Origin of the sequence: Pseudomonas abietaniphila (assembly GCF_900100795.1) — a bacterium.
Classification (GTDB): Bacteria; Pseudomonadota; Gammaproteobacteria; order Pseudomonadales; family Pseudomonadaceae; genus Aquipseudomonas; species Aquipseudomonas abietaniphila.
Map to the genome: position 1 here is coordinate 82,914 of NZ_FNCO01000013.1, position 24,996 is coordinate 107,909.

The 24,996-nt window shown below is 61.9% G+C and carries 18 protein-coding genes; 7 read left to right on the plus strand and 11 right to left on the minus strand.

The genetic code is table 11. From position 1 onward, the window contains the following. Positions 1-24: 24 nt before the first annotated feature. The 6 genes from BLS87_RS22990 to mreB all read right to left on the minus strand — a co-directional run bounded on the left by BLS87_RS22990 (position 25) and on the right by mreB (position 9,163). The gene (locus BLS87_RS22990) at positions 25-3,840 is read right to left on the minus strand and encodes a YhdP family protein (RefSeq protein WP_074755988.1); all 3,816 of its coding nucleotides are present in this window, start codon (positions 3,838-3,840) and stop codon (positions 25-27) included. 199 nt (positions 3,841-4,039) lie between these two features. Beyond that, a complete protein-coding gene (rng, locus tag BLS87_RS22995) occupies positions 4,040-5,497 on the minus strand; it encodes a ribonuclease G (RefSeq protein ID WP_074755990.1) in 1,458 nt (485 codons plus the stop codon). After that, the gene (locus tag BLS87_RS23000) at positions 5,494-6,105 is read right to left on the minus strand and encodes a Maf family protein (RefSeq protein WP_074755992.1); all 612 of its coding nucleotides are present in this window, start codon (positions 6,103-6,105) and stop codon (positions 5,494-5,496) included. The genes rng and BLS87_RS23000 overlap by 4 nt, the downstream gene beginning before the upstream one ends. A gap of 154 nt (positions 6,106-6,259) precedes the next feature. Next, positions 6,260-6,751, minus strand: coding sequence for a rod shape-determining protein MreD (gene mreD / locus BLS87_RS23005; protein WP_074755995.1), 492 nt, complete (start codon positions 6,749-6,751; stop codon positions 6,260-6,262). Next, on the minus strand, positions 6,751-7,869 hold the full coding sequence (mreC, locus tag BLS87_RS23010) for a rod shape-determining protein MreC (RefSeq protein ID WP_425262247.1): 1,119 nt from the start codon (positions 7,867-7,869) through the stop codon (positions 6,751-6,753). Before mreC ends, mreD begins: the two co-directional genes overlap by 1 nt. 256 nt (positions 7,870-8,125) lie before the next feature. Further along, entirely contained in the window at positions 8,126-9,163 is a 1,038-nt protein-coding gene (mreB, locus tag BLS87_RS23015; protein WP_020292894.1) for a rod shape-determining protein MreB, read from the minus strand. Positions 9,164-9,370: 207 nt separating this feature from the next. Here mreB and gatC point away from each other — a divergent pair, with 207 nt between their 5' ends. The 5 genes from gatC to BLS87_RS23040 all read left to right on the plus strand — a co-directional run bounded on the left by gatC (position 9,371) and on the right by BLS87_RS23040 (position 14,256). Next, positions 9,371-9,658 (plus strand): Asp-tRNA(Asn)/Glu-tRNA(Gln) amidotransferase subunit GatC, encoded by a 288-nt coding sequence (gatC, locus tag BLS87_RS23020; protein ID WP_074755999.1) that lies wholly within the window; start codon positions 9,371-9,373, stop codon positions 9,656-9,658. Between the two features lie 15 nt (positions 9,659-9,673). After that, complete coding sequence (gene gatA / locus BLS87_RS23025; protein WP_074756001.1) at positions 9,674-11,125, plus strand: Asp-tRNA(Asn)/Glu-tRNA(Gln) amidotransferase subunit GatA; 1,452 nt, start codon at positions 9,674-9,676, stop codon at positions 11,123-11,125. An 11-nt stretch (positions 11,126-11,136) separates the two neighbouring features. After that, positions 11,137-12,582 carry an Asp-tRNA(Asn)/Glu-tRNA(Gln) amidotransferase subunit GatB gene (gatB, locus tag BLS87_RS23030; protein ID WP_074756003.1) on the plus strand — a complete coding sequence of 482 codons (1,446 nt, stop codon included), beginning with the start codon at positions 11,137-11,139 and terminating at the stop codon, positions 12,580-12,582. 191 nt (positions 12,583-12,773) lie between these two features. Further along, entirely contained in the window at positions 12,774-13,148 is a 375-nt protein-coding gene (locus BLS87_RS23035; protein WP_074756005.1) for a septal ring lytic transglycosylase RlpA family protein, read from the plus strand. Between the two features lie 55 nt (positions 13,149-13,203). After that, on the plus strand, positions 13,204-14,256 hold the full coding sequence (locus BLS87_RS23040; protein WP_074756157.1) for a calcium/sodium antiporter: 1,053 nt from the start codon (positions 13,204-13,206) through the stop codon (positions 14,254-14,256). 22 nt (positions 14,257-14,278) lie between these two features. Here BLS87_RS23040 and BLS87_RS23045 read toward each other — a convergent pair whose 3' ends face one another. The 5 genes from BLS87_RS23045 to ptsP all read right to left on the minus strand — a co-directional run bounded on the left by BLS87_RS23045 (position 14,279) and on the right by ptsP (position 22,813). Then, positions 14,279-15,220 (minus strand): AEC family transporter, encoded by a 942-nt coding sequence (locus tag BLS87_RS23045; RefSeq protein ID WP_074756007.1) that lies wholly within the window; start codon positions 15,218-15,220, stop codon positions 14,279-14,281. Between the two features lie 240 nt (positions 15,221-15,460). After that, positions 15,461-17,020 (minus strand): alkaline phosphatase D family protein, encoded by a 1,560-nt coding sequence (locus tag BLS87_RS23050; protein ID WP_074756009.1) that lies wholly within the window; start codon positions 17,018-17,020, stop codon positions 15,461-15,463. Positions 17,021-17,242: 222 nt separating this feature from the next. After that, entirely contained in the window at positions 17,243-18,982 is a 1,740-nt protein-coding gene (locus BLS87_RS23055; RefSeq protein WP_074756011.1) for a PTS fructose-like transporter subunit IIB, read from the minus strand. Positions 18,983-19,013: 31 nt separating this feature from the next. Next, on the minus strand, positions 19,014-19,952 hold the full coding sequence (pfkB, locus tag BLS87_RS23060) for a 1-phosphofructokinase (protein ID WP_074756013.1): 939 nt from the start codon (positions 19,950-19,952) through the stop codon (positions 19,014-19,016). Continuing rightward, complete coding sequence (gene ptsP / locus BLS87_RS23065) at positions 19,952-22,813, minus strand: phosphoenolpyruvate--protein phosphotransferase (protein ID WP_074756015.1); 2,862 nt, start codon at positions 22,811-22,813, stop codon at positions 19,952-19,954. Before ptsP ends, pfkB begins: the two co-directional genes overlap by 1 nt. A gap of 339 nt (positions 22,814-23,152) precedes the next feature. Between ptsP and cra the strand changes: the two genes are divergently transcribed. Both cra and BLS87_RS23075 read left to right on the plus strand, forming a co-directional pair. Next, a complete protein-coding gene (gene cra / locus BLS87_RS23070; protein WP_074756017.1) occupies positions 23,153-24,148 on the plus strand; it encodes a catabolite repressor/activator in 996 nt (331 codons plus the stop codon). After that, positions 24,145-24,930 (plus strand): TatD family hydrolase, encoded by a 786-nt coding sequence (locus BLS87_RS23075; protein ID WP_074756019.1) that lies wholly within the window; start codon positions 24,145-24,147, stop codon positions 24,928-24,930. The genes cra and BLS87_RS23075 overlap by 4 nt, the downstream gene beginning before the upstream one ends. The last annotated feature ends 66 nt before the right edge of the window (positions 24,931-24,996 follow it).

A 24,996-nucleotide genomic window follows, 5' to 3' on the forward strand; every position in this document is an offset into this window, starting at 1 on the left:
CCCACGAGCGCCAATGGCTTCTGACTATTGCGGCTTTTCAAACGGCTTGTCGAACGTAATCTTAGGCTCTTTCCAAGGACCCTCGACCTTGTACTGGACACTGGCGAATCGGGCGACGCGATCGCCCAGCAGCTTGTCAACCAGGAACAATGCGCCACCAATGGCCGGCGCCCCGACGATCAATGCCGCGATAGGCAGGTTGTTGGTGACCGGCAAGGTCACCAGCAACTTGGCGTCGACATGATCTCGCACCATGTCCAGCGTGCCATTGAGCTCCAGGTTGCTCGACGGGCCGATCATGGTGATAGGGTCACGGGTGACATAGACGCCGTCGCTGGCCACCAGCAGGCCTTTCACCCGGTCATAACTCAGGCCCTTGCCCAGCAAGTCCGAAAAGTCGAGGCGCAAACGACGCCCGATGGAGTTGAAGTTAAGCAGACCGAACACTCGCAGCGCCTGTGCGCCACCTTCAACCTCGACGAACTGTCCGTTCTTGAGCGTCGCATCGAGCGTGCCGGAGTAACGCTTGAGCCCTACCCAGGCAGGCGAGCCCGGCCAGCGGCCATCGGCGTTCATTTCGAACTCCTGGCTGGTCACCGTCGGCGCGAAACCCCACGCTTTCAGCACATCGGCCAGATTCTTGCCCGCCACCTGGCCCTTGAACCAACTGCTGGTCGCACCCGGCGTGCCTTCCCAGCCGCCATTGCCCAACAGGTTGATGCCTTTGAGGCCCAGGTTCAGATCACTCAGTTGAATACCGTTTGGCGTCGACCTGACCTTCAGCGACCAGGCGCCGACCAGTTGATCGCCCTGGAACAGCTGGGTGATCTTGATGTTCATCGCCGGGATGTTACGGGGATCGACATCGGCCAGCGGGTCCGGCGCGTTTTCAACGACTGCGGCGTTCGGGTCCGGCGCAGGCAATTTCACGTACAGAAGATTGATGTCGGCAGGCGTCGCCTTGTTATCCGGCAGCGTGGCTGAACCTTTGATCTTCGAACTGTCCAGCGACAGGCCCCAACTGGCGTCACTGCGCTTGAGCTGCACGTCGGCCTGATCGAGTGTGGTGCCCATGGCGGTGAGCTTGCCGATTTGCAGATCGACGCTGTTCAGCAGCTGTTTGGCGCTGCCGCCCGGATCATTGCCGGCATAACGCTCGACCATCGCCTGCCACGGCGCAATGTCCAGTTCGGACAAGGAGCCCCGAACGCGCAGGCCTTTGGCGTCCGGAACGATCGCGCCACCCTGGCCCAGGAACAACTCACCCCGTCCGTCCGCAAACTTGCCTGCAGGCGCCGCGAACGCGAAGTTGGCAAGGTTGCCGTATCCCACACCGATACGCCGTTCCGCGCCCTGCAGGTTCATCCGGAAATCGGTATCGCGGGTTTCATCGGCGGCCTTGCCGAACGGCGCAGGCAGGTCGACCGTTACCCCTTTGAGATTCGAGTTGATCAGCAACTGGCTGTCGGCACCGCTGAGCGTGACTTGCAACTGGTACGGGAGGTCGCCCGACACCGGCAGGGGTTGCGTGACATTCAGCCAATCGGTCAGACGCTTGGTCGCGATCTGACTGCTGGCGACGATACGCGTCACCGGGGCGCCGGGTTTTCCCTCGGCAAAGATTTCGGCGTTGAGCGGTTTGTCGAAGGCCGTTGCCTTGATGTTCTTGCCGCTCAGGCCTTTGGCGTAGTCAAAGCGGAAATTGCCCTTGAGCTGCGTCAGATCAAGCACGGGGTCTGCCAGCCTCAAGCGCGCGCTGTCGGTGTTGAAGTCCACGGCAACCTTGGGCTCCTGGCCCTTGACCAGCGGCACATCGAGGTTGATATGTCCCTGCAGCGGGCCCTCCGCCTGCCATCCGGCAAACGTCTGACCGGTGCCGATCGGCGCTTCCTGCAGAATCTTCATGCCGTCCTGAAGGCTACCGTTGAAGTCGCCGTCCACCAGCAGATGGCCAGGCTGGCCGGCCGGGGTGTGGGGAACATCCACAGCAACGTTGCTGACCTGGGTGCCCAGCAACTGGCCTTTACTGGCCCGGATCCGCACACCGCTGTTTTCAACGAACACGTTGCCGTCCACGCCCGTGAGCTGCGGCCAGCCCGGCTGGAACGCCAGATTCGCGTTCTTCACATTGAAGAACAGCGTGATGACGCGCGCCACGTCCGGCGCATCGTGGTTGATCGAGCCCTGATACTGGAAGAAGCCTTCTTTGACATTGCCGCTCAACACGGCCGTGCGCAGCCATTGATCGACGCCAGGGTTGAGCATCGCGGGCAGGTACTTGGACGTGTATTTACCGTCGCCATCGACCATGCCCACGCGCAGGTCCATGTAATCTTCCTGGTCGTGGTTGAAGTGCAGACGAATCAGGAAGTCACTGGCGATCTTGCCTTCGTCGCCGAGGACCTTGATGTACGGCGCGATCAGCGTGAAACCCTGATCGTCCAGCGCATAGGTCAAGCGTGCTTCGGCATGCCGGTACTTCCATTCATTGTTGAAGATCGGCGCCAGATGAAGCATGAAGTCGTCGGTGTTCAGGCGCAGCTCGCCCTGCCCCAGATCCCCACTGATCGCGCCGCTGACGTTTCCGGCGGCCGGCGCGCCGTGATAGGCGTCGAAGCCCAGTTTGTCCAGATTTGCCGCAAAGCTGACGCGCTTGGGCCCTTCAGCCTGCGGGCGGTAGTCGAGCAGCAGATTACGCACGCCGCCCGTGAAATTCAGGTGATCGAGCACCACCATCAGCTTGTCCGGAAGCGGCGCGAGTGAATCCAGCAACGGCGTGACCGGGGTCAGGTCCAACCGGTCGGCCTGGACGTGCCACAACTCTTCGTTGTCAGACGTTGCCGCGGTCTGGGTCAGATCAATCCGGCTTTCCCAACGCTTGCCGGCGATGTCCATGGCCAGTGAATTCGCCGTAACCGCGAATCCCTTGTCATTGCGCTGAAACCACGCATTGAGCGCCAGGTTGTCGATCTTTGAGGTCTTGTGATCGGCGTAGCCGCCCTTGAACTGCGGCGCGTTAAGCCGCGCAACGGCGGTCTGCAGCGTGCCTTTGCCCCACGTCAGCCAGAACTCACCACCGGCCTTGAGGTTCTTGATCTTCCAGTCACGGGTCAGGCTCTTCGGCAACCATTTCGCCCAGTCGCTCTGCGGCAGGCTCAGGTACACCTCGGCCTCGCCATCTCGCCATTCGCTGGCGCGTACTTTTGAACGCACGTTAAGGGACAGCGGCTGGCCGTCAGGCAAGGTCACGCGCGCATCCAGACGCTGATGCAGGCTCCCGGTCTTCAGGGTCATGCTGACGTAGGTCAGGGTGAGCGGGGATTGCTCGTAGGGTTGCAGCGTGATCTGACTGTCGAACAACGACAGCTGCGAGATCATCTGCATCTGCTTCAACGCTTGCTCGGGGTCGAAAGGCTTGTCGTCCTGCACGGGAAGGCCCTGAAGCGCCCAATGGCCGTCCTTGTCTTCCTTGAGCCCCAGTTGCAGCCCGTCGAGTTCAAGCCGGGCGATGCGCACCTGGCGCGCTTTCACACTCGCCCACAGGTCGGGCACTGCACGCACATGGTCCAGCCGCAGGGAATTGTTGCCTTGGCCGACCGTCACATCCCGAGCGACGAAGATCGGTGAAAATCCGCTCCAGCTGCCTTCCAGGCGTCCGATGCTGACGGGCATCCCGACCGCAGCTTGCGCCTTGCTTTCAACGTCGGCCCGGTATTCGGCCACCATGGGCACCAGTCCACGGCCGAGGCTGACGTACAACGCCACCAGCACCAGAACCAGCGCGCACAGGATCAGGCCCCAACGCGTCAGAGCTGCGAAAAATCGGGTCAGACGCTCCATGTCGCCGAACCTCCGTGCAGAGAGCCTGCACAGGGCATCCGGCTCAATCTTGCAGGTGTGTGTTCGTCCGGAAAAAACTCATTCGCCACGCATCGTTCTCTTTGAAGGGCATCCGTGCCATCGGCCGGTCGGGCTCGGTGTTCTGGTTTCGACAGCGGCACACGCTTTATGAAGCCCGCGCCACTGCTTTCAAGCACTGTCAGAGCAGCACAACGTCATATTGTTCCTGGGAATACATGGTTTCGACCTGGAACCGAATGGTTCTTCCGATGAACACCTCGAGTTCGGCCACGTTACCCGACTCCTCATCAAGCAAACGATCCACGACTTTCTGGTTGGCCAGCACCCGATAACCCAACGCCTGATAAGCGCGCGCTTCACGCAGAATCTCACGAAAGATTTCGTAGCAGATCGTCTCGGGGGTTTTCAGCTTGCCACGGCCCTGACAACTGCTGCACGGCTCGCACAACACTTGTTCAAGGCTCTCGCGGGTACGCTTGCGGGTCATCTGCACCAGACCCAGCTCAGTGATGCCGATGATATTGGTCTTGGCATGGTCGCGTTCGAGCTGTTTTTCCAGCGTACGCAGGACCTGCCGCTGGTGCTCGCCGTCTTCCATGTCGATGAAGTCGATGATGATGATCCCGCCGATGTTGCGCAGACGCAGCTGGCGGGCAATCGCGGTGGCGGCTTCCAGGTTGGTTTTGAAGATGGTCTCTTCAAGATTCCGGTGACCGACGAACGCGCCGGTGTTGACGTCGATGGTGGTCATCGCTTCTGCCGGATCGATCACCAGATAGCCGCCGGACTTGAGCGGCACCTTGCGCTCCAGCGCCCTCTGAATTTCGTCCTCAACGCCGTAGAGGTCGAAAATCGGCCGCTCGCCCGGGTAGTGCTCCAGACGGTCGGCAATTTCCGGCATCAGCTCGGCGACGAACTGCGTGGTTTTCTGGAAGGTTTCACGGGAGTCGATGCGTATTTTTTCGATGCGGGGGCTGACCAGGTCACGCAGGGTTCGCAGCGCCAGACCGAGGTCTTCGTAGATCACGCTCGCCGGACTGATCGTTTTGATCTGTTCGCCGATCTGATCCCAAAGCCTGCGCAGATAACGGATGTCCATCATGATTTCATCCGCCCCGGCGCCTTCGGCCGCCGTGCGCAGGATGAAACCGCCCTTTTCCTTGATCCCTTCCTTGGCCACGCAATCGCTGACCACCTGTTTCAGGCGTTCGCGTTCGGTTTCGTCCTCGATCTTCAGGGAAATGCCGACATGCGCCGTGCGCGGCATGTACACCAGATAACGTGACGGAATGGACAGTTGGGTGGTCAGGCGTGCGCCTTTGCTGCCGATCGGGTCTTTGGTGACCTGCACGACCAGGCTCTGGCCTTCATGAACCAGCGAGCTGATGGTTTCAACCGCCGGGCCTTCACGCATGGAGATTTCCGACGCGTGAATGAACGCAGCGCGGTCCAGGCCGATGTCGATGAATGCGGCCTGCATCCCTGGCAGCACACGTACCACCTTGCCCTTGTAGATGTTGCCGACGATCCCGCGACGTTGGGTCCGCTCGACGTGAACCTCTTGCAAAACCCCGTTCTCAACGACGGCCACGCGCGACTCCATCGGCGTGATGTTGATCAGAATCTCTTCACTCATGGCTTGTCACCTTCCAGGCATTGCCAACAGGGTATGCCGAAACGCTGCAGGATTTCTGCGGTTTCGCACAACGGCAAGCCGACGACCGCAGAATAGCTGCCGCTCAGGTGCTCAACGAACACCGCCCCCAGTCCCTGAATGCCGTAGCTGCCGGCCTTGTCGCAAGGCTCGCCGCTGGCCCAGTACGCGTGGGCTTCTTCGGTGGAGATGGAGCGAAAACGTACACGACTGCTGACGACGCGGGTTTCGCAATGCTGTTCATCGACCACGGCGATGGCGGTCAACACCTCATGCTCACGGTTCGACAGCCCGGCGAGCATGGCCAGCGCCTCGGCTTCATCGGCGGGTTTGCCGAGGATGCGCCCATCGAGCACCACGGCGGTGTCGGCGCCCAGTACGCAGGCAGTGGGATAAGCAGGGTCGTTGGCGAGTTGCAGCAGGCCGGCGTCGGCCTTGCCACGCGCCAGACGCTCGACATACGCGGCAGGCGTTTCGTCCTGGAGCGGGGTTTCGTCGATGTCCGCGCTGAGCGTGGTGAACGGCACGCCGATTTGCGTCAGCAATTCACGACGGCGCGGGGAGCCGGAGGCGAGAAGCAGTTGTGGCATGGGACGTCTCCGTGTCTTTGACTTTCAGCTTAGGCGTTGCGTGAGAACCGGCGAAGAGCACATCGGCGTTCAGATCGATCCAGTGTTTCACAAGACATCTGCCAGACATTGCCCAAGCAAACCGCTCCCACAGGGTCAATCAGCGGTCAGCCAGTCAATTGATCTTCAAACGCAGGCGCAATCCGCGCAGTCCGTAGCTGACCCAAGGCCAGAGCAAGGCGCTCACCAACGCTGGCAAGACCAGCGCAAGGGTCGGCTGGCGGTTGCCGGTCAGCGCGCTGAGCCACAGCTGGACCAGTTGCGCGAGGCCGAAAATCACCAGAAGCACCAGGCATTGCTGCCACATCGGGAACATACGCAAGCGTTGCTGCAATGACAGAACCAGGAAGGTAATCAGCGTCAGGATCAACGCGTTCTGCCCCAGCAGCGTGCCATACAGCACATCCTCGGCCAGGCCCAGCATCCAGGCGGTGACCATGCCGATCTTGTGTGGCAAAGCCAGCGCCCAAAACGCCAACAGCAACGCCAGCCAGAGCGGGCGAAAGATTTCCATGAATTGCGGGAGCGGCGAGACGCTGAGCAGCAGACCGATTGCAAAGGTCAGCCAGACCACCCAGCCGTTTCGTGCGGGAGCGTGACGAGCCATTATTCTTCCCTCTGGCGCGGCGCCGCTGGCGTGGCAGCCGGCGTAGCCGGTTTAGGTGCGGCGGGCTTCACTGCCGGCTTGGCGGCTGGCTTGCTTGCGGCAGGCTTGGCGGGCGTCGCGGCAGACGCAGGGGCTGCGGCGGGCGTTGTCGCCGCCGGCGTTGGCGATGTGCTGTGACCCGTCGCTGCAGGTTTGGGCACCGTGGCCGGCACGACCGGTTTGTTCGGTGTCGCCGCTGGCGCGGCGCCCGGCACGGTGGCCGAAGGCACGGCGGCAGGGTCGGCGGCCTGACGGTCCAGCGACTCCTGCTGTTGCGCAGCGTCGGCGGCGCGCTCTTCAGGCGAACGACCGTCAGAAAACACCAGCAACAGATAACGGCTGCGGTTCAAGGCGGCCGTCGGCACCGCACGAACGATCGCAAACGGCTGGCCGGAGTCGTGAATCACTTCCTTGACCGTTGCCACGGGATAACCCGCCGGGAAACGCTGCCCCAGACCGGAACTCACCAGCAGGTCGCCTTCCTTGATGTCGGCGGTGTCGGCGACGTGGCGCAACTCCAGACGCTCAGGGTTGCCGGTGCCGCTGGCGATGGCGCGCAGACCGTTACGGTTCACCTGGACCGGAATGCTGTGGGTGGTGTCGGTCAGCAGCAGGACACGTGAGGTGTACGGCATCAGCTCGACCACCTGGCCCATCAGGCCTCGTGCATCGAGCACTGGCTGGCCCAGCACCACACCGTCGCGCTCACCTTTGTTGATGATGATGCGGTGCGTGAAGGGGTTGGGGTCCATGCCGATCAGCTCGGCGACTTCGACCTTCTCGTTGACCAGCGCCGAGGAGTTCAGCAACTCGCGCAGTCGAACGTTCTGCTCGGTCAGGGCGGCCAGCTTTTGCAGGCGGCCTTGCAGCAGCAGGTTTTCGGTCTTGAGTTTTTCGTTTTCGGCGGCGAGCTCGGTGCGACTGCCAAACTGGCTGGCAACGCCCTGATACAGGCGCTCAGGCAGGTCAGCGATCCAGTAAGACTGCATCAGGACCAGCGACATCTGACTGCGAACAGGCTTGAGCAGCGTGAAGCGGGCGTCCACGACCATGACGGCCACGGACAGGACGACCAGCACCAACAGACGAACGCCCAGCGACGGGCCCTTTGAGAAAAGCGGTTTAATGGGCCGCTCCTTCCAGGGATGCTTGTGTTTGGCTGTGCTTATTCATGCGACATGAAACCGGCCTGGTGCGGATTGATGGAAATACAGGGGCGTCAGATTTGCAGCATCAGGCGTTCAATACAACAGCAGGACGTCAACAAATCAAACACGCACAGGCAGCACCGGGAGATGCTGCCTGTCGAGCTCATCAGGGTAGCGCTCCGGCGACTTACTCGCTGGAGAGCAGGTCCATGGTGTGCTTGTCCATCATTTCCAGCGCACGGCCACCGCCGCGTGCCACGCAGGTCAGCGGGTCTTCGGCAACGATCACCGGCAGACCGGTTTCCTGGGCCAGCAGTTTGTCCAGGTCACGCAGCAAGGCGCCACCACCGGTCAACACCAGCCCGCGCTCGGCGATGTCCGATGCCAGCTCTGGCGGAGACTGTTCCAGCGCGCTCTTGACCGCCTGAACGATGGTTGCCAGGGATTCCTGCAACGCTTCCAGCACTTCGTTGGAGTTCAGAGTGAAGGCGCGTGGGACACCTTCGGCCAGGTTACGGCCACGCACGTCGACTTCACGTACTTCGCCGCCCGGGTAGGCCGTACCGATTTCCTGCTTGATGCGCTCAGCGGTGGATTCACCGATGAGGCTGCCGTAGTTGCGACGCACGTAGGTGATGATCGCTTCGTCGAAACGGTCGCCGCCGACGCGCACGGATTCGGCGTAAACCACACCGTTCAGGGAGATCAAGGCGATTTCAGTGGTACCACCACCGATGTCGACGACCATCGACCCGCGAGCTTCTTCGACCGGCAGACCGGCACCGATGGCCGCTGCCATGGGCTCTTCGATCAGGAACACTTCACGTGCGCCAGCCCCCAGGGCCGATTCGCGAATGGCGCGACGCTCAACCTGAGTGGATTTGCACGGTACGCAGATCAGCACACGAGGGCTCGGCTGCAGGAAGCTGTTTTCATGCACTTTGTTGATGAAATACTGGAGCATCTTTTCGCACACGCTGAAATCGGCGATTACGCCGTCTTTCATCGGACGAATGGCAGCGATGTTGCCCGGGGTACGGCCCAGCATACGCTTGGCTTCCATCCCGACAGCAACGACGCTCTTCTGATTTCCGTGGGTCCGAATGGCCACAACCGATGGCTCGTTCAGGACAATACCGCGCTCACGCACGTAAATAAGGGTGTTGGCAGTGCCCAGGTCGATGGAAAGATCGCTGGAAAACATGCCACGCAGTTTCTTGAACATGGGAAAGGGACCCTAGGGAACGCGTGGGTAAAAAAGTGCGGCAAACTCTAACAACGACAGGGATTTTGGGCAAGGAGCCAATATGCTAAATTGGCTGTTTTTCCGAGCACTACCCTCGACGATCGCGGCCTTATGACCGTTTAAAGGGCGTAGTGTTCCGCAATCTGACGTACGGTCCATCCCGTACGCATTCCACTGGAGAACCCCATGGCGCTTGATCGCTCCGACGTGGAAAAAATCGCTCATCTGGCCCGACTGGGGCTCAATGACGCCGATATCCCGCGTACTACCGAAGCACTGAACAGCATTCTCGGGCTGGTTGACCAGATGCAGGCGGTCGACACCACCGGTATCGAACCCCTCGCACACCCGCTTGAAGCCTCGCAAAGGCTGCGTGAAGACGTGGTCAGCGAAGCCAATCATCGCGATTCCTATCAAGCCATCGCACCAGCGGTCGAAGACGGCCTTTATCTGGTTCCGAAAGTCATCGACTAAGGGAATGAGCCTGCAATGCATCAAATGACTCTGGCAGAGATCGCTCGCGGACTTGCCGATAAAAAGTTTTCTTCCGAAGAATTGACCCGCACCCTGCTGGCGCGTATCGCCCAGCTGGACCCGCAGCTCAACAGCTTCATTTCCGTCACCGAAGACCTGGCCATCACTCAGGCCCAGGCCGCGGACGCCCGTCGTGCCGCTGGCGAAACCGGTGCCCTGCTGGGCGCCCCGCTGGCGCACAAGGACCTGTTCTGCACCAAGGGCATCCGCACCAGCTGCGCCTCGAAGATGCTCGACAACTTCAAGGCGCCCTACGACGCGACCGTCGTTGCCAAGCTGGCAGCAGCAGGCACCGTGACGCTGGGCAAGACCAACATGGACGAATTCGCCATGGGGTCGGCCAACGAGTCCAGCCACTACGGCGCGGTGAAAAACCCGTGGAACCTGGCTCACGTGCCGGGCGGCTCGTCGGGTGGTTCGGCGGCGGCCGTTGCCGCTCGTCTGTTACCGGCGGCAACTGGCACCGACACCGGCGGCTCGATCCGCCAACCGGCGGCGCTGACCAACCTGACCGGCCTGAAACCGACCTACGGTCGCGTATCGCGCTGGGGCATGATCGCCTACGCGTCGAGCCTCGATCAGGCGGGCCCGATGGCACGCACCGCCGAAGACTGCGCGTTGCTGCTGCAAGCCATGGCCGGTTTCGACATCAATGACTCCACCAGCATCGACGAGCCCGTGCCGGATTACAGCGCCGGGCTGAACGCCTCGCTGCAGGGTCTGCGCATCGGTGTGCCGAAGGAATACTTCAGCGCCGGTCTCGACCCGCGCATCGCCGATCTGGTCATGGCCAGCGTCGAAGCGCTGAAAAAGCTGGGCGCCGTGGTCAAGGAAGTCAGCCTGCCGAACCTGCAGCACGCGATCCCTGCCTATTACGTGATCGCGCCAGCAGAGGCTTCCTCCAACCTGTCGCGTTTCGACGGCGTGCGCTTCGGCTATCGCTGCGAAGACCCGAAAGACCTGACCGACCTGTACAAGCGTTCGCGCGGCGAAGGCTTCGGGCCTGAAGTGCAGCGCCGGATCATGGTCGGTGCCTACGCGCTGTCGGCCGGTTACTACGACGCCTACTACCTGCAAGCACAGAAGATTCGTCGTCTGATCAAGAACGACTTCATGAACGCCTTCACCGAAGTCGACGTGATCCTGGGCCCTACCACGCCGAACCCGGCCTGGAAGATCGGCGCCAAGAACGCCGACCCGATCGCGGAATACCTGGAAGACTTCTACACCATCACCGCCAACCTCGCGGGCCTGCCGGGCCTGTCGATGCCGGCCGGTTTTGCCGACGGTCTGCCGGTGGGCGTGCAATTGCTGGCGCCGTACTTCCAGGAAGGTCGCTTGCTGAACGTCGCTCACCAATATCAATTGGTAACCGACTGGCACACTCGCTCGCCTGAAGGCTTCTAAGGAGAAAACGCATGCAATGGGAAGTCGTCATCGGGCTGGAGATTCACACCCAGCTCACCACCCAATCGAAGATTTTCTCCGGTAGCGCCACCACGTTTGGCTCCGAGCCCAACACCCAGGCCAGCCTCGTCGACCTGGGCATGCCCGGCACGCTGCCGGTGTTGAACAAGGAAGCCGTGCAAATGGCGGTCAAGTTCGGCCTGGCGATCGATGCCGAGATCGGTCAGCACAACGTGTTCGCCCGCAAGAACTACTTCTACCCGGACCTGCCGAAGGGCTATCAGATCAGCCAGATGGAATTGCCGATTGTCGGCAAGGGTCACCTGGACATCACCCTTGAAGACGGCACCATCAAGCGCATCGGCGTCACCCGCGCGCACCTTGAGGAAGACGCCGGCAAGAGCCTGCACGAAGACTACAGCGGCATGACCGGTATCGACCTGAACCGCGCCGGCACGCCACTGCTGGAAATCGTATCCGAACCGGACATGCGTTCGGCCAAAGAAGCGGTCGCCTACGTCAAGGCGATGCACGCGCTGGTCCGTTACCTGGGCATTTGCGACGGCAACATGGCCGAAGGCTCGCTGCGTTGTGACTGCAACGTCTCGATTCGCCCGAAAGGCCAGGTCGAGTTCGGCACCCGCTGCGAGATCAAGAACGTCAACTCGTTCCGTTTCATCGAGAAAGCGATCAACAGCGAGATTCAACGTCAGATCGACCTGATCGAAGACGGTGGCAAGGTCATCCAGCAAACACGCCTGTACGACCCGAACACCAATGAAACCCGCGCCATGCGCAGCAAGGAAGAAGCCAACGACTACCGTTACTTCCCCGATCCTGACCTGCTGCCGGTGATCATCGAGGACGCGTTCCTGGAGAAGACCCGCGCCCTGTTGCCGGAACTGCCACCGCAGAAACGCGAGCGCTTCCAGTCGCAGTTCGGCCTGTCGCTGTACGACGCCAGCGTGCTGGCTTCCAGCCGCGAACAGGCGGATTACTTCGAGAAGGTGGTTGGCATTGCGGGCGACGCCAAACTGGCCGCCAACTGGGTCATGGTCGAACTGGGTTCGTTGCTGAACAAGCAAGGCGTGGAAATCGACGAGTCACCGGTCAGCGCCGAGCAACTGGGCGGCATGCTGCAACGCATCACCGACAACACCATTTCCGGCAAGATCGCCAAAATGGTCTTCGAGGCGATGGCCAATGGTGAAGGCAGCGCCGATGAGATCATCGAAAAACGCGGCCTGAAACAAGTGACCGACAGCGGCGCCATCGAGTCGATTCTGGACGACATGCTGGCGGCCAACGCCGAGCAGGTCGAACAGTACCGCGCCGCCGATGAAGCCAAACGCGGCAAGATGTTCGGCTTCTTCGTCGGGCAGGCCATGAAAGCGTCCAAAGGCAAGGCCAACCCGGGGCAGGTCAACGAACTGTTGAAGCGCAAGCTGGAAGGTTGATCCAGTCAGCATCGGTCTGAACTGTAGGAGCGTGGCTTGTCCCGCGATCTGGCGCAAAGCGGCAGCAGATCAGCAAATGCATAGGGTCCTGATGTACCGCATTTACCGATTTGACGACTGCTTCGCAGCCGATCGCGGGACAAGCCTCGCTCCTACAGGTCATATGCAAAATTTCCTAAGGACTGTGACCCATGTGGCGGCTTCTCGGCGCTTGCGCCCTGTTCTCTCTGCTGGCCGGTTGCGCCAGCGAAGGCATCATTGATCCACACGGCTACAACGCAACAGGTGGCGCTTCTTATTACGGCGCCCGACATCAAGGCAAGCGCACCGCCAGCGGTGAGCGCTTCGACCAGAACGCTCTGACGGCTGCGCATCGCCAACTGCCGTTCGGCACCCGCGTACAAGTCACCAACCTGGACAATGACCGCAAGGTCGTGGTCCGCATCAACGACCGTGGTCCACACACTCGCGGCCGGCTCATCGACGTATCACGTGCAGCCGCCGAACAATTGGGTATGCTGCGCAGCGGAACCGCCCAAGTCCGGGTGCAAGCCCTCGACGACTGACCCTGACCGAAAGGTGCCCTGAATTCTTTCCTTCTCTACCCTTCCGTTGCCCACGCTGATCGAACTGATCGGCGGGCTGCTGATGATGATCATCGGTGCCGAACTGTCGGTGCGTGCCGCCGTGGTGCTGGCTGCCCTACTCAAAACACGCCCGTTGTTCCTCGGTCTGACCGTGGTCGCGCTGGGCAGCAGCGCGCCGCAAATGGCGGTCGGCCTGCAAGCGGCGCTGACCGACAGCACGGACATTGCCGTGGGCAGCGTGATCGGCAGCAACATCTTCAACATCCTTGTCACGCTCGGCCTGTCTGCGTTGATCATTCCCCTGCGGGTGGCGCGGCAGATGGTCAGGGTCGACCTGCCCTTGATGATCGGCGCCACGGCATTGGTCGCCGCGCTGGCGTGGAACGGCGTCCTGAGCGGTCTGGACGGCGTGATTCTGCTGATTGCAATGGCCGGTTACCTGGCGGTCGTGATCCGCCAGTTCGCCCACGGTGCACGGCATTTCGAAGCGACGGACGCCGTACCAAGGCGCAAGGTGTGGCCGATCCTGGGCAGGCTGGCGCTGATGGCGTGTGGTCTGGCGCTGCTGATTCTGGGCAGCCATCTGCTGGTCGGCGCGGCCGTGGTGGTCGCTCAGGACCTTGGCTTGTCGGAACGGGTGATCGGCCTGACCGTGATCGCAGTCGCGACCTCCCTGCCCGCCTTGATGACCTCGCTGGTCGCCGCGCTGCGCGGGGAGCGGGACATTGCGGTCGGTAACATCATTGGCAGCAACCTGTTCAACCTGCTAGGCGTGCTCGGTATCACGTCGCTGATTGCCTCCGGGCCCCTGTCGATCTCACCCAATGCGCTGGATTTCGACTTGCCGGTGATGCTGGGTGTCGCGGTGTTATGCCTGCCGCTGTTCTATTCGGGTTATCGCATCACCCGGCTGGAAGGATTGCTGCTGTTGGGACTGTATGCGGTGTACGGCCTGCATATCGTCTCCTTCACCACGGGCATGCCCCTGGCGGGACGGCTGGAGCGCTTGATGATTCATTACGCGCTGCCGGTGTTGGGCATTGCCGTGCTGATCGGCACCGTCAGGGCGTGGCGCAGGCAGCACTGAGGAACAGGACCTTGCAGGGGCGCTAAATCCAGCCGCCCCACTGCAGAATGAAAATCCCGATATTGGTGGTTACCGCTGCGGCGAGGGTGGTTATCACGATGATCGAGGCCGCCAGTTCGTGATTGCCTTGCGCCGCGCGCGCCATGACGAAGCTCGCCGAGGCGGTCGGGGCGCCGAAGTACAGGAACAGAATTCCCAGCTCCGCGTGCCGGAAGCCCAGCAGCCAAGCGCCAATCGTGCAGATCAGCGGCAGCCAGACCATCTTCATCAAGCTCGCGCTGACCGCCAGCCCACCGCTTTCGCGCAGCGATTTCAACGACAGCGTGCCGCCGATGCACATCAGGGCCAGCGGCAATGTCATTTGCGCCAGGTAGCTGCCGGAGGTGTCGAGCCATTTCGGCAAGCCGATGCCGAAGTACGCGAACGGCGTCGCCGCGACGATGCTGATAATCAACGGGTTGGCCAAGACGCTTTTGCAGATGCTCCACGGGTCCGACTTGATCACCGGGCTGTAGACCGCCAGCACCACCGTGGAAAGCGTGTTGTAGAACAGGATCACCAGCGCCGCGAGAATCGCGCCCAAGGAAATGCCGTAGTCGCCGTACATGCTCGCGGCGAGCGCAAGCCCGATCACGCCGTTGTTGCCGCGGAACGCGCCCTGAACGTAAATCCCGCGCTCCACGAACGGCACGCGATAAATCGCCCAGCCCCAGACGAGGGCAAAGCCCGCCAGGGTCGCGACGATGAAGTAGATCAGCACGCTCGGTTGCAGGGCCGCGTGCAGGTCCGCGTGGATGATGCCGAGGAACAGCAGCGCCGGCATTGTGCAGTTGAACACCAGCGCGGACGCGGTGTGAATGAAGCTGTCGTTGATCCAGCCAACGCGTTTAAGCACCATGCCCAGAAACAGCATGGCGAACACCGGCGCCGTGATGTTCAGGGTTTCCAGAAAGATTGCCAGCATGCACGCCAAACCCTGAGCCGTCGTTAGGTGCCTAATGATAGGCCAGCGGGCCGGAGAGTGTTACCGGGAATTGCGCAGTGATCGTACAACCGCAGTCATTGAAGGCGACCCGCTTCTCCGTGGGAGCGAATTCATTCGCGATGCGGTGGTACACGCAACACAGATGTGGCACATGCACGGGCCAATCGCGAATGAATTCGCTCCCACAGGATTACGCGGTGCTATTCATTCGGTTTTTCATCAAACCTGAGCAGGCGCCAGCTTCTTCTCAAACACCGACACGCCATCCAGATCGCGCAGGGTCACAGTCATCTCGCCGCTTTGCCCGTCGATGTTCACCTCGCCGAAAAACTGGAAGCCGGCAAACGGTGAGGTGTTCTGCGCAGGCGGGGCTTTCTGAAACACCAGCTCGGGGCCGAAGGTCTTGTCCAGCGTGTTCGGGCCGTAGCTGCCGGCGTTCAAGGGCCCGGCGACGAACTCCCAGAACGGGTCGAAATCCTGGAACACCGCTTGATCCGGGTGGTAGTGATGCGCAGCACAGTAATGCACGTCGGCGGTCAGCCACACCGTGTCGCGAATTTTTTGCTGGCGCAGAAAACCGAGCAGCTCGGCGACTTCCAGCTCACGCCCCTTTGGCGCGCCGTTGTCGGTGTTGGCGATCGCTTCCCAGCGCATGACGCCGGGGCTGATTTCGCCATCCGGCACACCCAGACCGATGGGCATGTCGGCTGCGATCACTTTCCACTGCGCGCCGGACGCCTGCAGTTCGCGCTTGAGCCAGTCCAGTTGCTCGCGGCCAAGAAATGCCGTGGTCGGCCCGGGCTTGTCGGCGAGGTTGGCGTCGTTGCCATCGCGGTAACTGCGCATGTCGAGCACGAACACGTCCAGCATCGGACCGTAACTGAGCTTGCGATACACCCGTCCGCCGTTGTCGGCACTTTGCAGACGCATCGGCGCGTACTCCAGAAACGCCTGACGCCCGCGCGAGGCCAGCAGCTGGATGTCCTTCACCTTGTAGCGGTCATCCAGCTGCTTGCTCGGCGACCAGTTATTGCTCACTTCGTGGTCGTCCCACTGCCAGATCTGCGGGACTTCGGCGTTGAACCGACGCAGGTTTTCGTCCATCAGGTTGTAGCGGTAGGCGCCGCGGTATTCATCGAGGGTTTCAGCGACCTTGCTCTTCTCCTCGGTGGTGATGTTGCGCCAGATGCGCCCGCCCTCGGTGACGACTTCAGCAGGCACCGGACCGTCGGCGTAAATGGTGTCGCCGCTGTGAATGAAGAAGTCCGGCAGACGCAGGCGCATGGCTTCGTAGATGCGCATGCCACCGATGTCCGGGTTGATGCCGAAGCCTTGGCCGACGGTGTCGCCGCTCCAGACGAAACGGATGTCGCGGCGGGCCTGAGGCACGCTGCGCAGATGGCCGAACCAGGGCTCGCTGGCCACGCCGGTCTGGGCGTCTTCGAAGAACACGCGATAGAAAATGGCCTGGTCGGTCGGCAGCCCGGTCAGTTCGACGCGGGCGGTGAAATCAGTACGCTGGTCAGCCAGCAACGAAACCGTGCGGCGCGGGTTGGTGAACATGCTGCGGGTGTCCCACTCGACGACCATGCGCGAGGGGCGATCACTGCGGCTCCAGACCATCGCGCGATCCCCCTGCAGGTCGCCTGACTGCACGCCATCGGTCATTTTCGGACGGTCCTTGACCGAAGCGATGACGGCGGGCGCCAGACCCGGCAAAAGCAAGCCGGCGCCAGCGGCTTGAATGATGCGACGGCGTGTCAGGTCGAACTGAGTCATTGTTTGCCCCTCAAGCGAATGCCAAAGCAAGGAACCTAACAATGGTTTGTTGGGGGAATGTGACAGGCCTGAAGCCGAAGGCCAGTGCAGAACCTGTGGGAGCGAATTCATTCGCGATGCGGTGGTACATCCGACAGATGACGTGGCGTATGTACGGCTCCATCGCGAATGAATCCGCTCCCACAGCGGATAGCGCTCAGGAGGGGAAGATTTGAACGACCATCAAGCGCCCGCGGGCACCGCGTCCAGCTCCACCGCTTCCGGCCGCTTCAACACTGCGTACAACACGCCCGTCACCACGCTGCCCACGATGATCGCCAGCAGGTACAGCAAGGCATGGTTGATCGCGTTCGGGATCAGCAATACGAACAAGCCGCCGTGCGGCGCCATGAGTTTGCAGCCGAAGAACATCGACAGCGCGCCGGTCAGGGCGCCGCCGACGATGCTGGCCGGAATCACCCGCAGCGGGTCCTTCGCGGCAAACGGGATCGCGCCTTCGGAGATGAAGCACAGACCCAATACAAACGCGGCCTTCCCTGCTTCACGCTCGCTCTGGGCGAACTTGCTGCGGGCGATGACGCTGGCGATGCCCATGCCGATCGGCGGCACCATGCCGGCAGCCATCGCGGCGGCCATCGGCGCATAACTCTGCGACGCCAACAGACCGACCGAGAACGCGTACGACGCCTTGTTGATCGGGCCGCCCAGGTCGACGCACATCATGGCGCCCAGCAACACACCCAGAAGAATCGCGTTGGTGGTGCCCATGCTGTCGAGGAAGTGGGTCAGGCCTTCGAGCATGCCTGCGACAGGTTTTCCGACCACGTAGATCATCACCAGACCGGTGAACAGGCTCGCCAGCAGCGGAATGATCAAGATCGGCTTGAGCGCCTCGACACTGGCCGGCAGCCTGGCATAACGGTTGATCGCCGCCGCACTGTAGCCCGCCAGAAAGCCCGCGATAATGCCGCCAATGAACCCCGCACCCAGGGTGCTGGCCAGCAGGCCGCCGATCATGCCCGGCGCAAGGCCCGGCCGATCCGCGATGGAGTAAGCGATGTAACCCGCCAGCAGCGGCACCATCAGCTTGAATGCGGCATCACCGCCGATCTGCATCAGCGCAGCGGCCAGCGTGCCTTGTTCCTTGAAGGCAGTGATGCCGAACACGAACGACAGCGCGATCAACAAACCACCAGCCACCACCATCGGCAGCATGAACGACACACCGGTCAACAGGTGCTTGTAGACGCCGGTTTTTTCCTTCTTGGTCGAGGCCTTCGATGTCGAAGCTGCCGATTCGACTTGCGCTTCGGCCAGCGCTTTTTTCAACGTCGCCTCGGACTGCTTCAGCGCAATGCCGGTGCCGCAGCGATAGATACGTTTGCCCGCGAAACGCTCGGTGGCCACCTCGATGTCAGCAGCCAGCAACACCACGTCCGCGTCGGCAATCGCCTGAGCGCTGAGCGGGTTACGCGCGCCGACCGAACCCTGGGTTTCCACCTGCAGGTCATAGCCCAGTTTCTTCGCCGCTTGCTGGATCGCCTCGGCGGCCATAAATGTGTGCGCCACACCCGTAGGGCAGGCGGTCACGGCCACCAGACGCGGCACCGCATTGACAGCAGGCGCCGCAGGTTCAGCGTTTACGCTGGCGCTGTAGATCGACGCCAGGTCACTGGCCGAACGTACAAAGCCGTCAACATCCTGCAACGCACGGGAAGGCGTCGCTTGATACAAACGCTTGCCCGAGAAACGCTGCAAATCCAGCGGACCGGTGTTGACCACCAGCACCCAGTCCGCCGCTTCGATGTCAGCGGCCGACAATTGTTTTTCCGGATGACGCGGGTCGTGCACTTCAACGCACGTGCTCCAGCCCTGACGCTGCGCAGCCGCGTCGAGCAGACGGGCACTGAGCACACTGCTGATTTTTCCGTTCGGACAGGCCGTAACAATGGCTAACTTCATCCCGTTTCCTCTCTTCTTGTTCGATTCGGCGTTATGCAGTCAGTGCGCGTACGCTGACGCCGCTTGCCAGCCGTTTGAGTTGCGCGGTGTCGTTAATACCGAAACCGATCTGGGTGACTGCCATCGCCGCAATCGCCGTTGCCGTGCGCAATGTTTCTTCGGGCGAGTGGCCACTGAGCACACCGTGAACCATGCCCGCCAGCAACGAATCGCCTGCACCCACGGTGCTCGCGACCGTGACAGTCGGCGGCAACGCCTGCAAGGCCACCGTGGAACTGAACCAGTGCACGCCCTCGGCGCCTTGAGAAATCACCACGTGCTCGATACCGCATTGGTGCAACGCCGCTGCCGCCTGGGCTTGGGCCGCGATCGAGATGATCGGCGCGTCCAGCGCGTCAGCCAGCTCCTCAGTGTTGGGCTTGATCATCCAGGGCGACGCTTCAAGACCGGCCCGCAACGCTTCGCCACTGGTGTCCAGCGCGACTTTCAGACCCATCGCATTCAGGCGCAGAAGCAAGGTTTTCAGCCACTGTGCATCGACGCCGCGCGGCAGGCTGCCCGCCACCACCACGGCATCGAAACCACCCGCGATCTGTTCGACACGTGCGGCCAGCGCTTGCTGCGCCGCCACACTGACCTCAGGCCCCGGGCCGTTGAGGTCGGTGATTCGGCCGCTGCTTTCGGCCAGTTTGATGTTGCTGCGCGTCTCGCCGGGCACCCGCACGAACTCGTCGACAAAACCTCGCTTGGCGAACAGCGACTCGAACGGCAACTGATTGTCGACCCCGAGAAACCCCGCCACGGTCACTTCATGCCCCAGATCGGCGAGGACCTGCGCCACGTTGATGCCTTTGCCCGCCGCATGAGTGAGCATGCACTCGCTGCGGTTGACCTGCCCGACCTGCAACGGCCCCAACTGTACGGTCAGGTCGAGCGCCGGGTTCATGGTCAATGTCAGAATTTTCGCCATTACAGCCCCTCCACGAGGGCACGCACTTCAGCGGCACTCCCCACAGCCAGCGCGGCCTGCGCGAGCTGTCGGGCACCGATCACATTCAATTCACGTACGCAGGCTTTCACTTCGCCAACACTGCGTGCCGCGACACTCAATTCATCCACACCCAGACCGACCAGCACCGGCACCGCCAGCGGATCCGCCGCCAGCTCGCCGCACACCCCGACCCATTTGCCATGGGCATGGGCCGCGCGCACGGTGATGTCGATCAGTTGCAGCACCGCAGGGTGCAAACCGTCGGCCTGAGCGGACAACGTCGGATGGCCACGGTCGATGGCCAGCGTGTATTGCGTCAGGTCGTTGGTGCCGACACTGAAGAAGTCCACTTCCTTGGCCAGCACCGGCGCCAGCAGGGCGGCCGACGGCACTTCGATCATGATCCCCAGTTGCAGGTCGGCCACCGGAATCTCCAGACGCAGCCGCTCGGTCATGTCCCGCGCCTGTCGCCATTCTTCGACGGTGCCGACCATCGGGAACATGATGCGCAGCGGACGGTTGTCGGCCGCGCGCAGCAAAGCGCGCAACTGGCTTTCCATCACGTCGGGACGTTGCAGGGTCAGACGAATGCCGCGCACGCCGAGAAAAGGGTTTTCTTCCTTGTCGATCGGCCAGTACGGCAGCGGTTTGTCACCACCGACGTCCAGGGTGCGAACCACCAGCGGACGCCCCTGGAGGTCGTCGAGCACGCGGCGGTATTCGGCTTCTTGCGTCGCTTCATCGGGCGCGGCACTGTGCGCCATGAAGAGCAACTCGGTGCGCAACAGACCAATGCCCTCGGCGCCCTGCTCCACCGCCGCGGGTGTACCGGCGCTGTCACCAATGTTGGCGAACACTTCGACCGGATGGCCATCCTTGGTGATGGCCGGTTCCATGCGCAAGGCTGCAGCGGCTTTCAGTCGTTGCTCGCGGGTGTCGCGGTCCAGCAGCGCGCGTTGCAGCGTCAGGTCATCCGGCGCCACGTCGAGACGGCCGCGCTGGCCATCGATCAGCAGCAGCGTGCCCGGCTTGATGAGCAACACGCCATCGCCTGCACCGACCAGCGCAGGAATGCCCAGCGCTCGGGCAACGATGGCGCTATGCGCCGTCGCCCCGCCGCGTGCAGTAAGAATGCCAGCGACGCGGGCCGGGTCCAGACGTGCCACATCGGACGGACCGACTTCGTCCATCACCAGAATGTAAGGCTCTTCTGGCTCGATCAGGTTGTCGACACCGCAGATCTGCGCCAACACGCGGCGGCCCACATCGCGAAGGTCGGCGGCGCGTTCGGCCAGCAGCGCGTCCTTGAGCTGTTCCTGTTGCAAGGCGGCGGCTTCAATCACGTTCATCCACGCGGCGGCCGCGCTCTCGCCTTGCTTCAAACGCAACGCCACGTCGTCAACCAGTTCGGGGTCGGCAAGCATTTCCTGATGGGTGACGAAAATCTCGCGAATGGCCTTGGCCGTACTGCGCTGGATCAGCCCCTCGATGTCTTCCCGCACTTGCGCCAATGCCGCGTGAAGGCGTTCGTGCTCGGCGGTGTGAGACTCGCCACGCAATGGGTAATCGAACATGGGCAACACGTGCACATGGGCAGGGCCGGAGGCGATCCCCGGCGCGGCGGGCACCGCTTGTATCTGTGAACCGGCAGCCGGTGCCGTCAGGGATTTTTCCAGCACGGCGGCGACAGGCGTCGGCGCAGTTTCGGTGGGCAGCGGCTCGATCTCTTCACCCAGGCCTTCGAGCACGGCGGCGATCAGTGCGGGCAACGCATCAGCGGCCACGGCGGGTTCTGCGATGAACTCAAGCACTTGTCCACGGCGCACGCCCAGGCTCAGCAGTTTGCTCAGGCTTTTGGCCGACACCGGGTTCTCGGTGGAATCGACAATGCGCACCCGCACATCGCCCTCGAAGCCCTTCGCCAACTGCGCGAGGATCTTGGCCGGCCGTGCGTGCAAGCCGTGAGCATTGGCCAGCGCCACACGCTCGCTCGGCCAGTCCGGCGGCACATCACCGCCCAGCGCCTGAAGCACGGCACGGCTGCTGGTCGCCTGGCCCAATTCATGGCCTCGCCCTTCGATCAACAGCGCACAGAGCCGCTCCAGCAACGCTTGATGGGATTCACCCAGGCTGGCCAGGCAGAACAAGCCGGTCAGGGGCTGGCCCAGATGACGCATCGGTTTGTCCGGGGTGACGAACGCCAGGCCGGGTCTGTTGACCATCTGTTCGCTGTGCAGCCACCAGAGGCCCTCGCCCAGCGGCAGCGGCTCGACCTGTTGCAGCACAGCGGCAAAGCCGTTGTTCACACAGTCCGCGCGACGCAACAGGCGCGCGCCTCGCCAGACCAGTTCTTCAAAATCATCCACCGAGGCGCCCAGGCTGATCATCTGCGCGTCCAGCGCAAGCGCTTGCGGCGCCCCTTGCAGCAGCTTGAGCAGCGCCTCGGGATTCTTCGCCTGACGCAAGGCTTCGCCGAGGTCGGTTTCACCCAAAGCGCGTGTCAGCAGTTGCAGCAAACGCAGGTGCTCGTCGGACTTGGCGGCGATACCAATGGCCAGGTAGACCATCTGGCCATCGCCCCAATCCACACCCTGCGGGAATTGCATCAGACGCACGCCGGTGGCGAACACTTGCTCGCGGGTCTGCGGCGTGCCGTGAGGGATCGCAATGCCCTGCCCCAGGAAGGTCGAGCCCTGCTGTTCGCGCGCCTGCAAACCTTGCAAGTAACCCGGCGCTACCAAGCCATCGGCCACCAGCAAGTCAGCGAGCAACTGCAATGCGGCGGGTTTGTCGGCCGCCACCTGGTCCATGGAAATTTGCTCAACAGTCAGCTCGAGCATGCCTTTCTCCTGTGCAGCGCACGGTTGCGCCTGATTTTTGTTGTAAGACCGCTTATCTACGGTCGATTACCGCAACGAACGCCAGACTTCGACCAGCGTTTTTGCTCGATTACAGCAATAAACAGGCTTGCTGAATCGTTTAATCTAGATGGGCGGGCACGTTACTCGATAATCTCTGCGGATTGAAGCTCATCTGGTCGATTGCTGTAGGAAGGGTCCTAAAAACCTCGGAGCTTCATTCATGCCAATGGTCTGCTGTAATGATGACCGCGAATCGGTGAAAATCCTCCGCGCATCGATCCACCTCAATGACCTGCCCATAACAAAAGGAAGTTCGGCTTGAAACTCAGTGATATTGCGCGTCTGGCCGGTGTTTCAGTGACCACCGCCAGCTACGTGATCAACGGCAAGGCCGAACAGCAGCGCATCAGCAATGCAACGGTGGAGCGCGTCCGTGCCGTGGTCGAAGCCCATGATTTCCGGCCCAATCCACAGGCCGCCGGCTTACGCAGCCGTCACACCCGCACGTTGGGTTTCATCCTTCCCGATCTGGAAAACCCCAGCTACGCCAGAATTGCCAAGCAACTGGAACAAGGTGCCCGGGCACGAGGCTACCAGTTGCTGATCGCCAGTTCCGACGACGATCCCATCAGCGAGCTGCAATTGTTGCAGTTATTCCGCGCCCGACGTTGCGACGCGCTGTTCGTCGCCAGTTGCCTGCCCGCCAGCGATGACAGTTATCGCGCGCTGCAACAGCAAGGGATTCCCGTGATCGCCATCGACCGCGAGATGGACCCGGCGCATTTCTGCTCGGTGGTCAGCGACGACCACGACGCCAGCCAGCAATTGACCCGCAGCCTGCTGGAAACCCGACCGAAACACATCGCACTGATTGGCGCCCGCCCTGAGCTTAGCGTCAGTAAAGCCCGCGCCAGCGGTTTCGAAGATGCGCTGGATGGCTTCAAGGGCTCGGTGATCGTTGAGCACGGCGAATCCTTCAGTCGCGACTGTGGCCTGCAGATCGCCGGTGAAATGCTGGATCGCCTCGGGTATTTTCCGGATGCGCTGATCACCACGTCCTATGTGCTGCTTCAGGGCGTGTTCGACCTGCTGCATCAACGCCGCCTCAACCCCGATCAACTCCATCTGGGTACGTTCGGCGACACTCAACTGCTGGACTTCCTGCCCTTGCCGGTCAACGCCATGGCTCAGCAACACCAGTTGATCGCCGAGAAAGCCTTGTCGCTGGCGCTGTCTGCCATTGAGCAGGACCAGTACGAGCCGGGCGTCCACGCCATCGTGCGGACCTTCAAACAGCGGATTCACGAGGCCTGAACGTGAGGCTGATCGACACCCACACGCACCTGGATTTCGACGATTTCGATGCCGATCGCCAGGCAGTGCTCACTCACTGCCAGCAATTGGGCGTCGAGCGCGTGGTCGTGTTGGGTGTCTATCAGCGCAATCTGCAACGCGTGTGGGATTTGGCGTTGAGTGAACCTCAGGTCTACGCCGCGCTGGGGCTGCACCCGATCTACCTCGACGAGCATCTCCCGGAACATCTGCAGGACCTGCGCGACCGCCTGGCCGCCGTGGCCGGCCATCCAAAGCTCGCCGCGGTGGGAGAAATCGGGCTGGATTACTACGTCGAGTCCCTGGACCGCGAACGTCAGCAAACCGTGTTCGACAGTCAATTGCAGATGGCCGCCGACTTCAACCTTCCCGCCCTGCTTCACGTGCGTCGCAGCCACGCCGACACGATTGCCACCCTCAAGCGCTTCAAACTCAAACGCGGCGGCATCGTTCATGCGTTTGCCGGAAGCCGTGAAGAGGCGAAGGCGTACATCAAGCTGGGTTTCAAACTGGGCCTGGGCGGTGCCGCGACCTGGCCACAAGCGCTGCGCATGCACCGGGTCATCGCCGAGTTGCCGCTGGACAGTGTGGTGCTGGAAACCGACTCACCCGACATGGCGCCCGCGATGTATCCCGGCCAACGCAATAGCCCGGAGCATTTGCCGGACATTTGCACCGCACTGTCTGACCTGATGAACATTTCTGCCGAACGCCTGGCCCACGCCAGCACCTTGAATGCCAAAGAGGTGTTTGGCTGGCAGTAATACTACGGTTTGAACGTCCACGCCCGTTAGTTGGCCATTCCACCCTCTCCGTAAGAAAAACCTTAC

Excerpts from the sequence above, each read along its gene's own strand:
- BLS87_RS23000 (WP_074755992.1), bottom strand. The coding sequence starts at position 6,105 with ATGCCACAACTGCTTCTCGCCTCCGGCTCCCCGCGCCGTCGTGAATTG.
- gatA (WP_074756001.1), top strand. The coding sequence starts at position 9,674 with ATGCATCAAATGACTCTGGCAGAGATCGCTCGCGGACTTGCCGATAAA.
- BLS87_RS23045 (WP_074756007.1), bottom strand. The coding sequence starts at position 15,220 with ATGCTGGCAATCTTTCTGGAAACCCTGAACATCACGGCGCCGGTGTTC.
- BLS87_RS23055 (WP_074756011.1), bottom strand. The coding sequence starts at position 18,982 with ATGAAGTTAGCCATTGTTACGGCCTGTCCGAACGGAAAAATCAGCAGT.
- BLS87_RS23050 (WP_074756009.1), bottom strand. The coding sequence starts at position 17,020 with ATGACTCAGTTCGACCTGACACGCCGTCGCATCATTCAAGCCGCTGGC.
- gatC (WP_074755999.1), top strand. The coding sequence starts at position 9,371 with ATGGCGCTTGATCGCTCCGACGTGGAAAAAATCGCTCATCTGGCCCGA.
- BLS87_RS23035 (WP_074756005.1), top strand. The coding sequence starts at position 12,774 with ATGTGGCGGCTTCTCGGCGCTTGCGCCCTGTTCTCTCTGCTGGCCGGT.
- mreD (WP_074755995.1), bottom strand. The coding sequence starts at position 6,751 with ATGGCTCGTCACGCTCCCGCACGAAACGGCTGGGTGGTCTGGCTGACC.
- mreB (WP_020292894.1), bottom strand. The coding sequence starts at position 9,163 with ATGTTCAAGAAACTGCGTGGCATGTTTTCCAGCGATCTTTCCATCGAC.
- gatB (WP_074756003.1), top strand. The coding sequence starts at position 11,137 with ATGCAATGGGAAGTCGTCATCGGGCTGGAGATTCACACCCAGCTCACC.
- ptsP (WP_074756015.1), bottom strand. The coding sequence starts at position 22,813 with ATGCTCGAGCTGACTGTTGAGCAAATTTCCATGGACCAGGTGGCGGCC.
- rng (WP_074755990.1), bottom strand. The coding sequence starts at position 5,497 with ATGAGTGAAGAGATTCTGATCAACATCACGCCGATGGAGTCGCGCGTG.
- pfkB (WP_074756013.1), bottom strand. The coding sequence starts at position 19,952 with ATGGCGAAAATTCTGACATTGACCATGAACCCGGCGCTCGACCTGACC.
- BLS87_RS22990 (WP_074755988.1), bottom strand. The coding sequence starts at position 3,840 with ATGGAGCGTCTGACCCGATTTTTCGCAGCTCTGACGCGTTGGGGCCTG.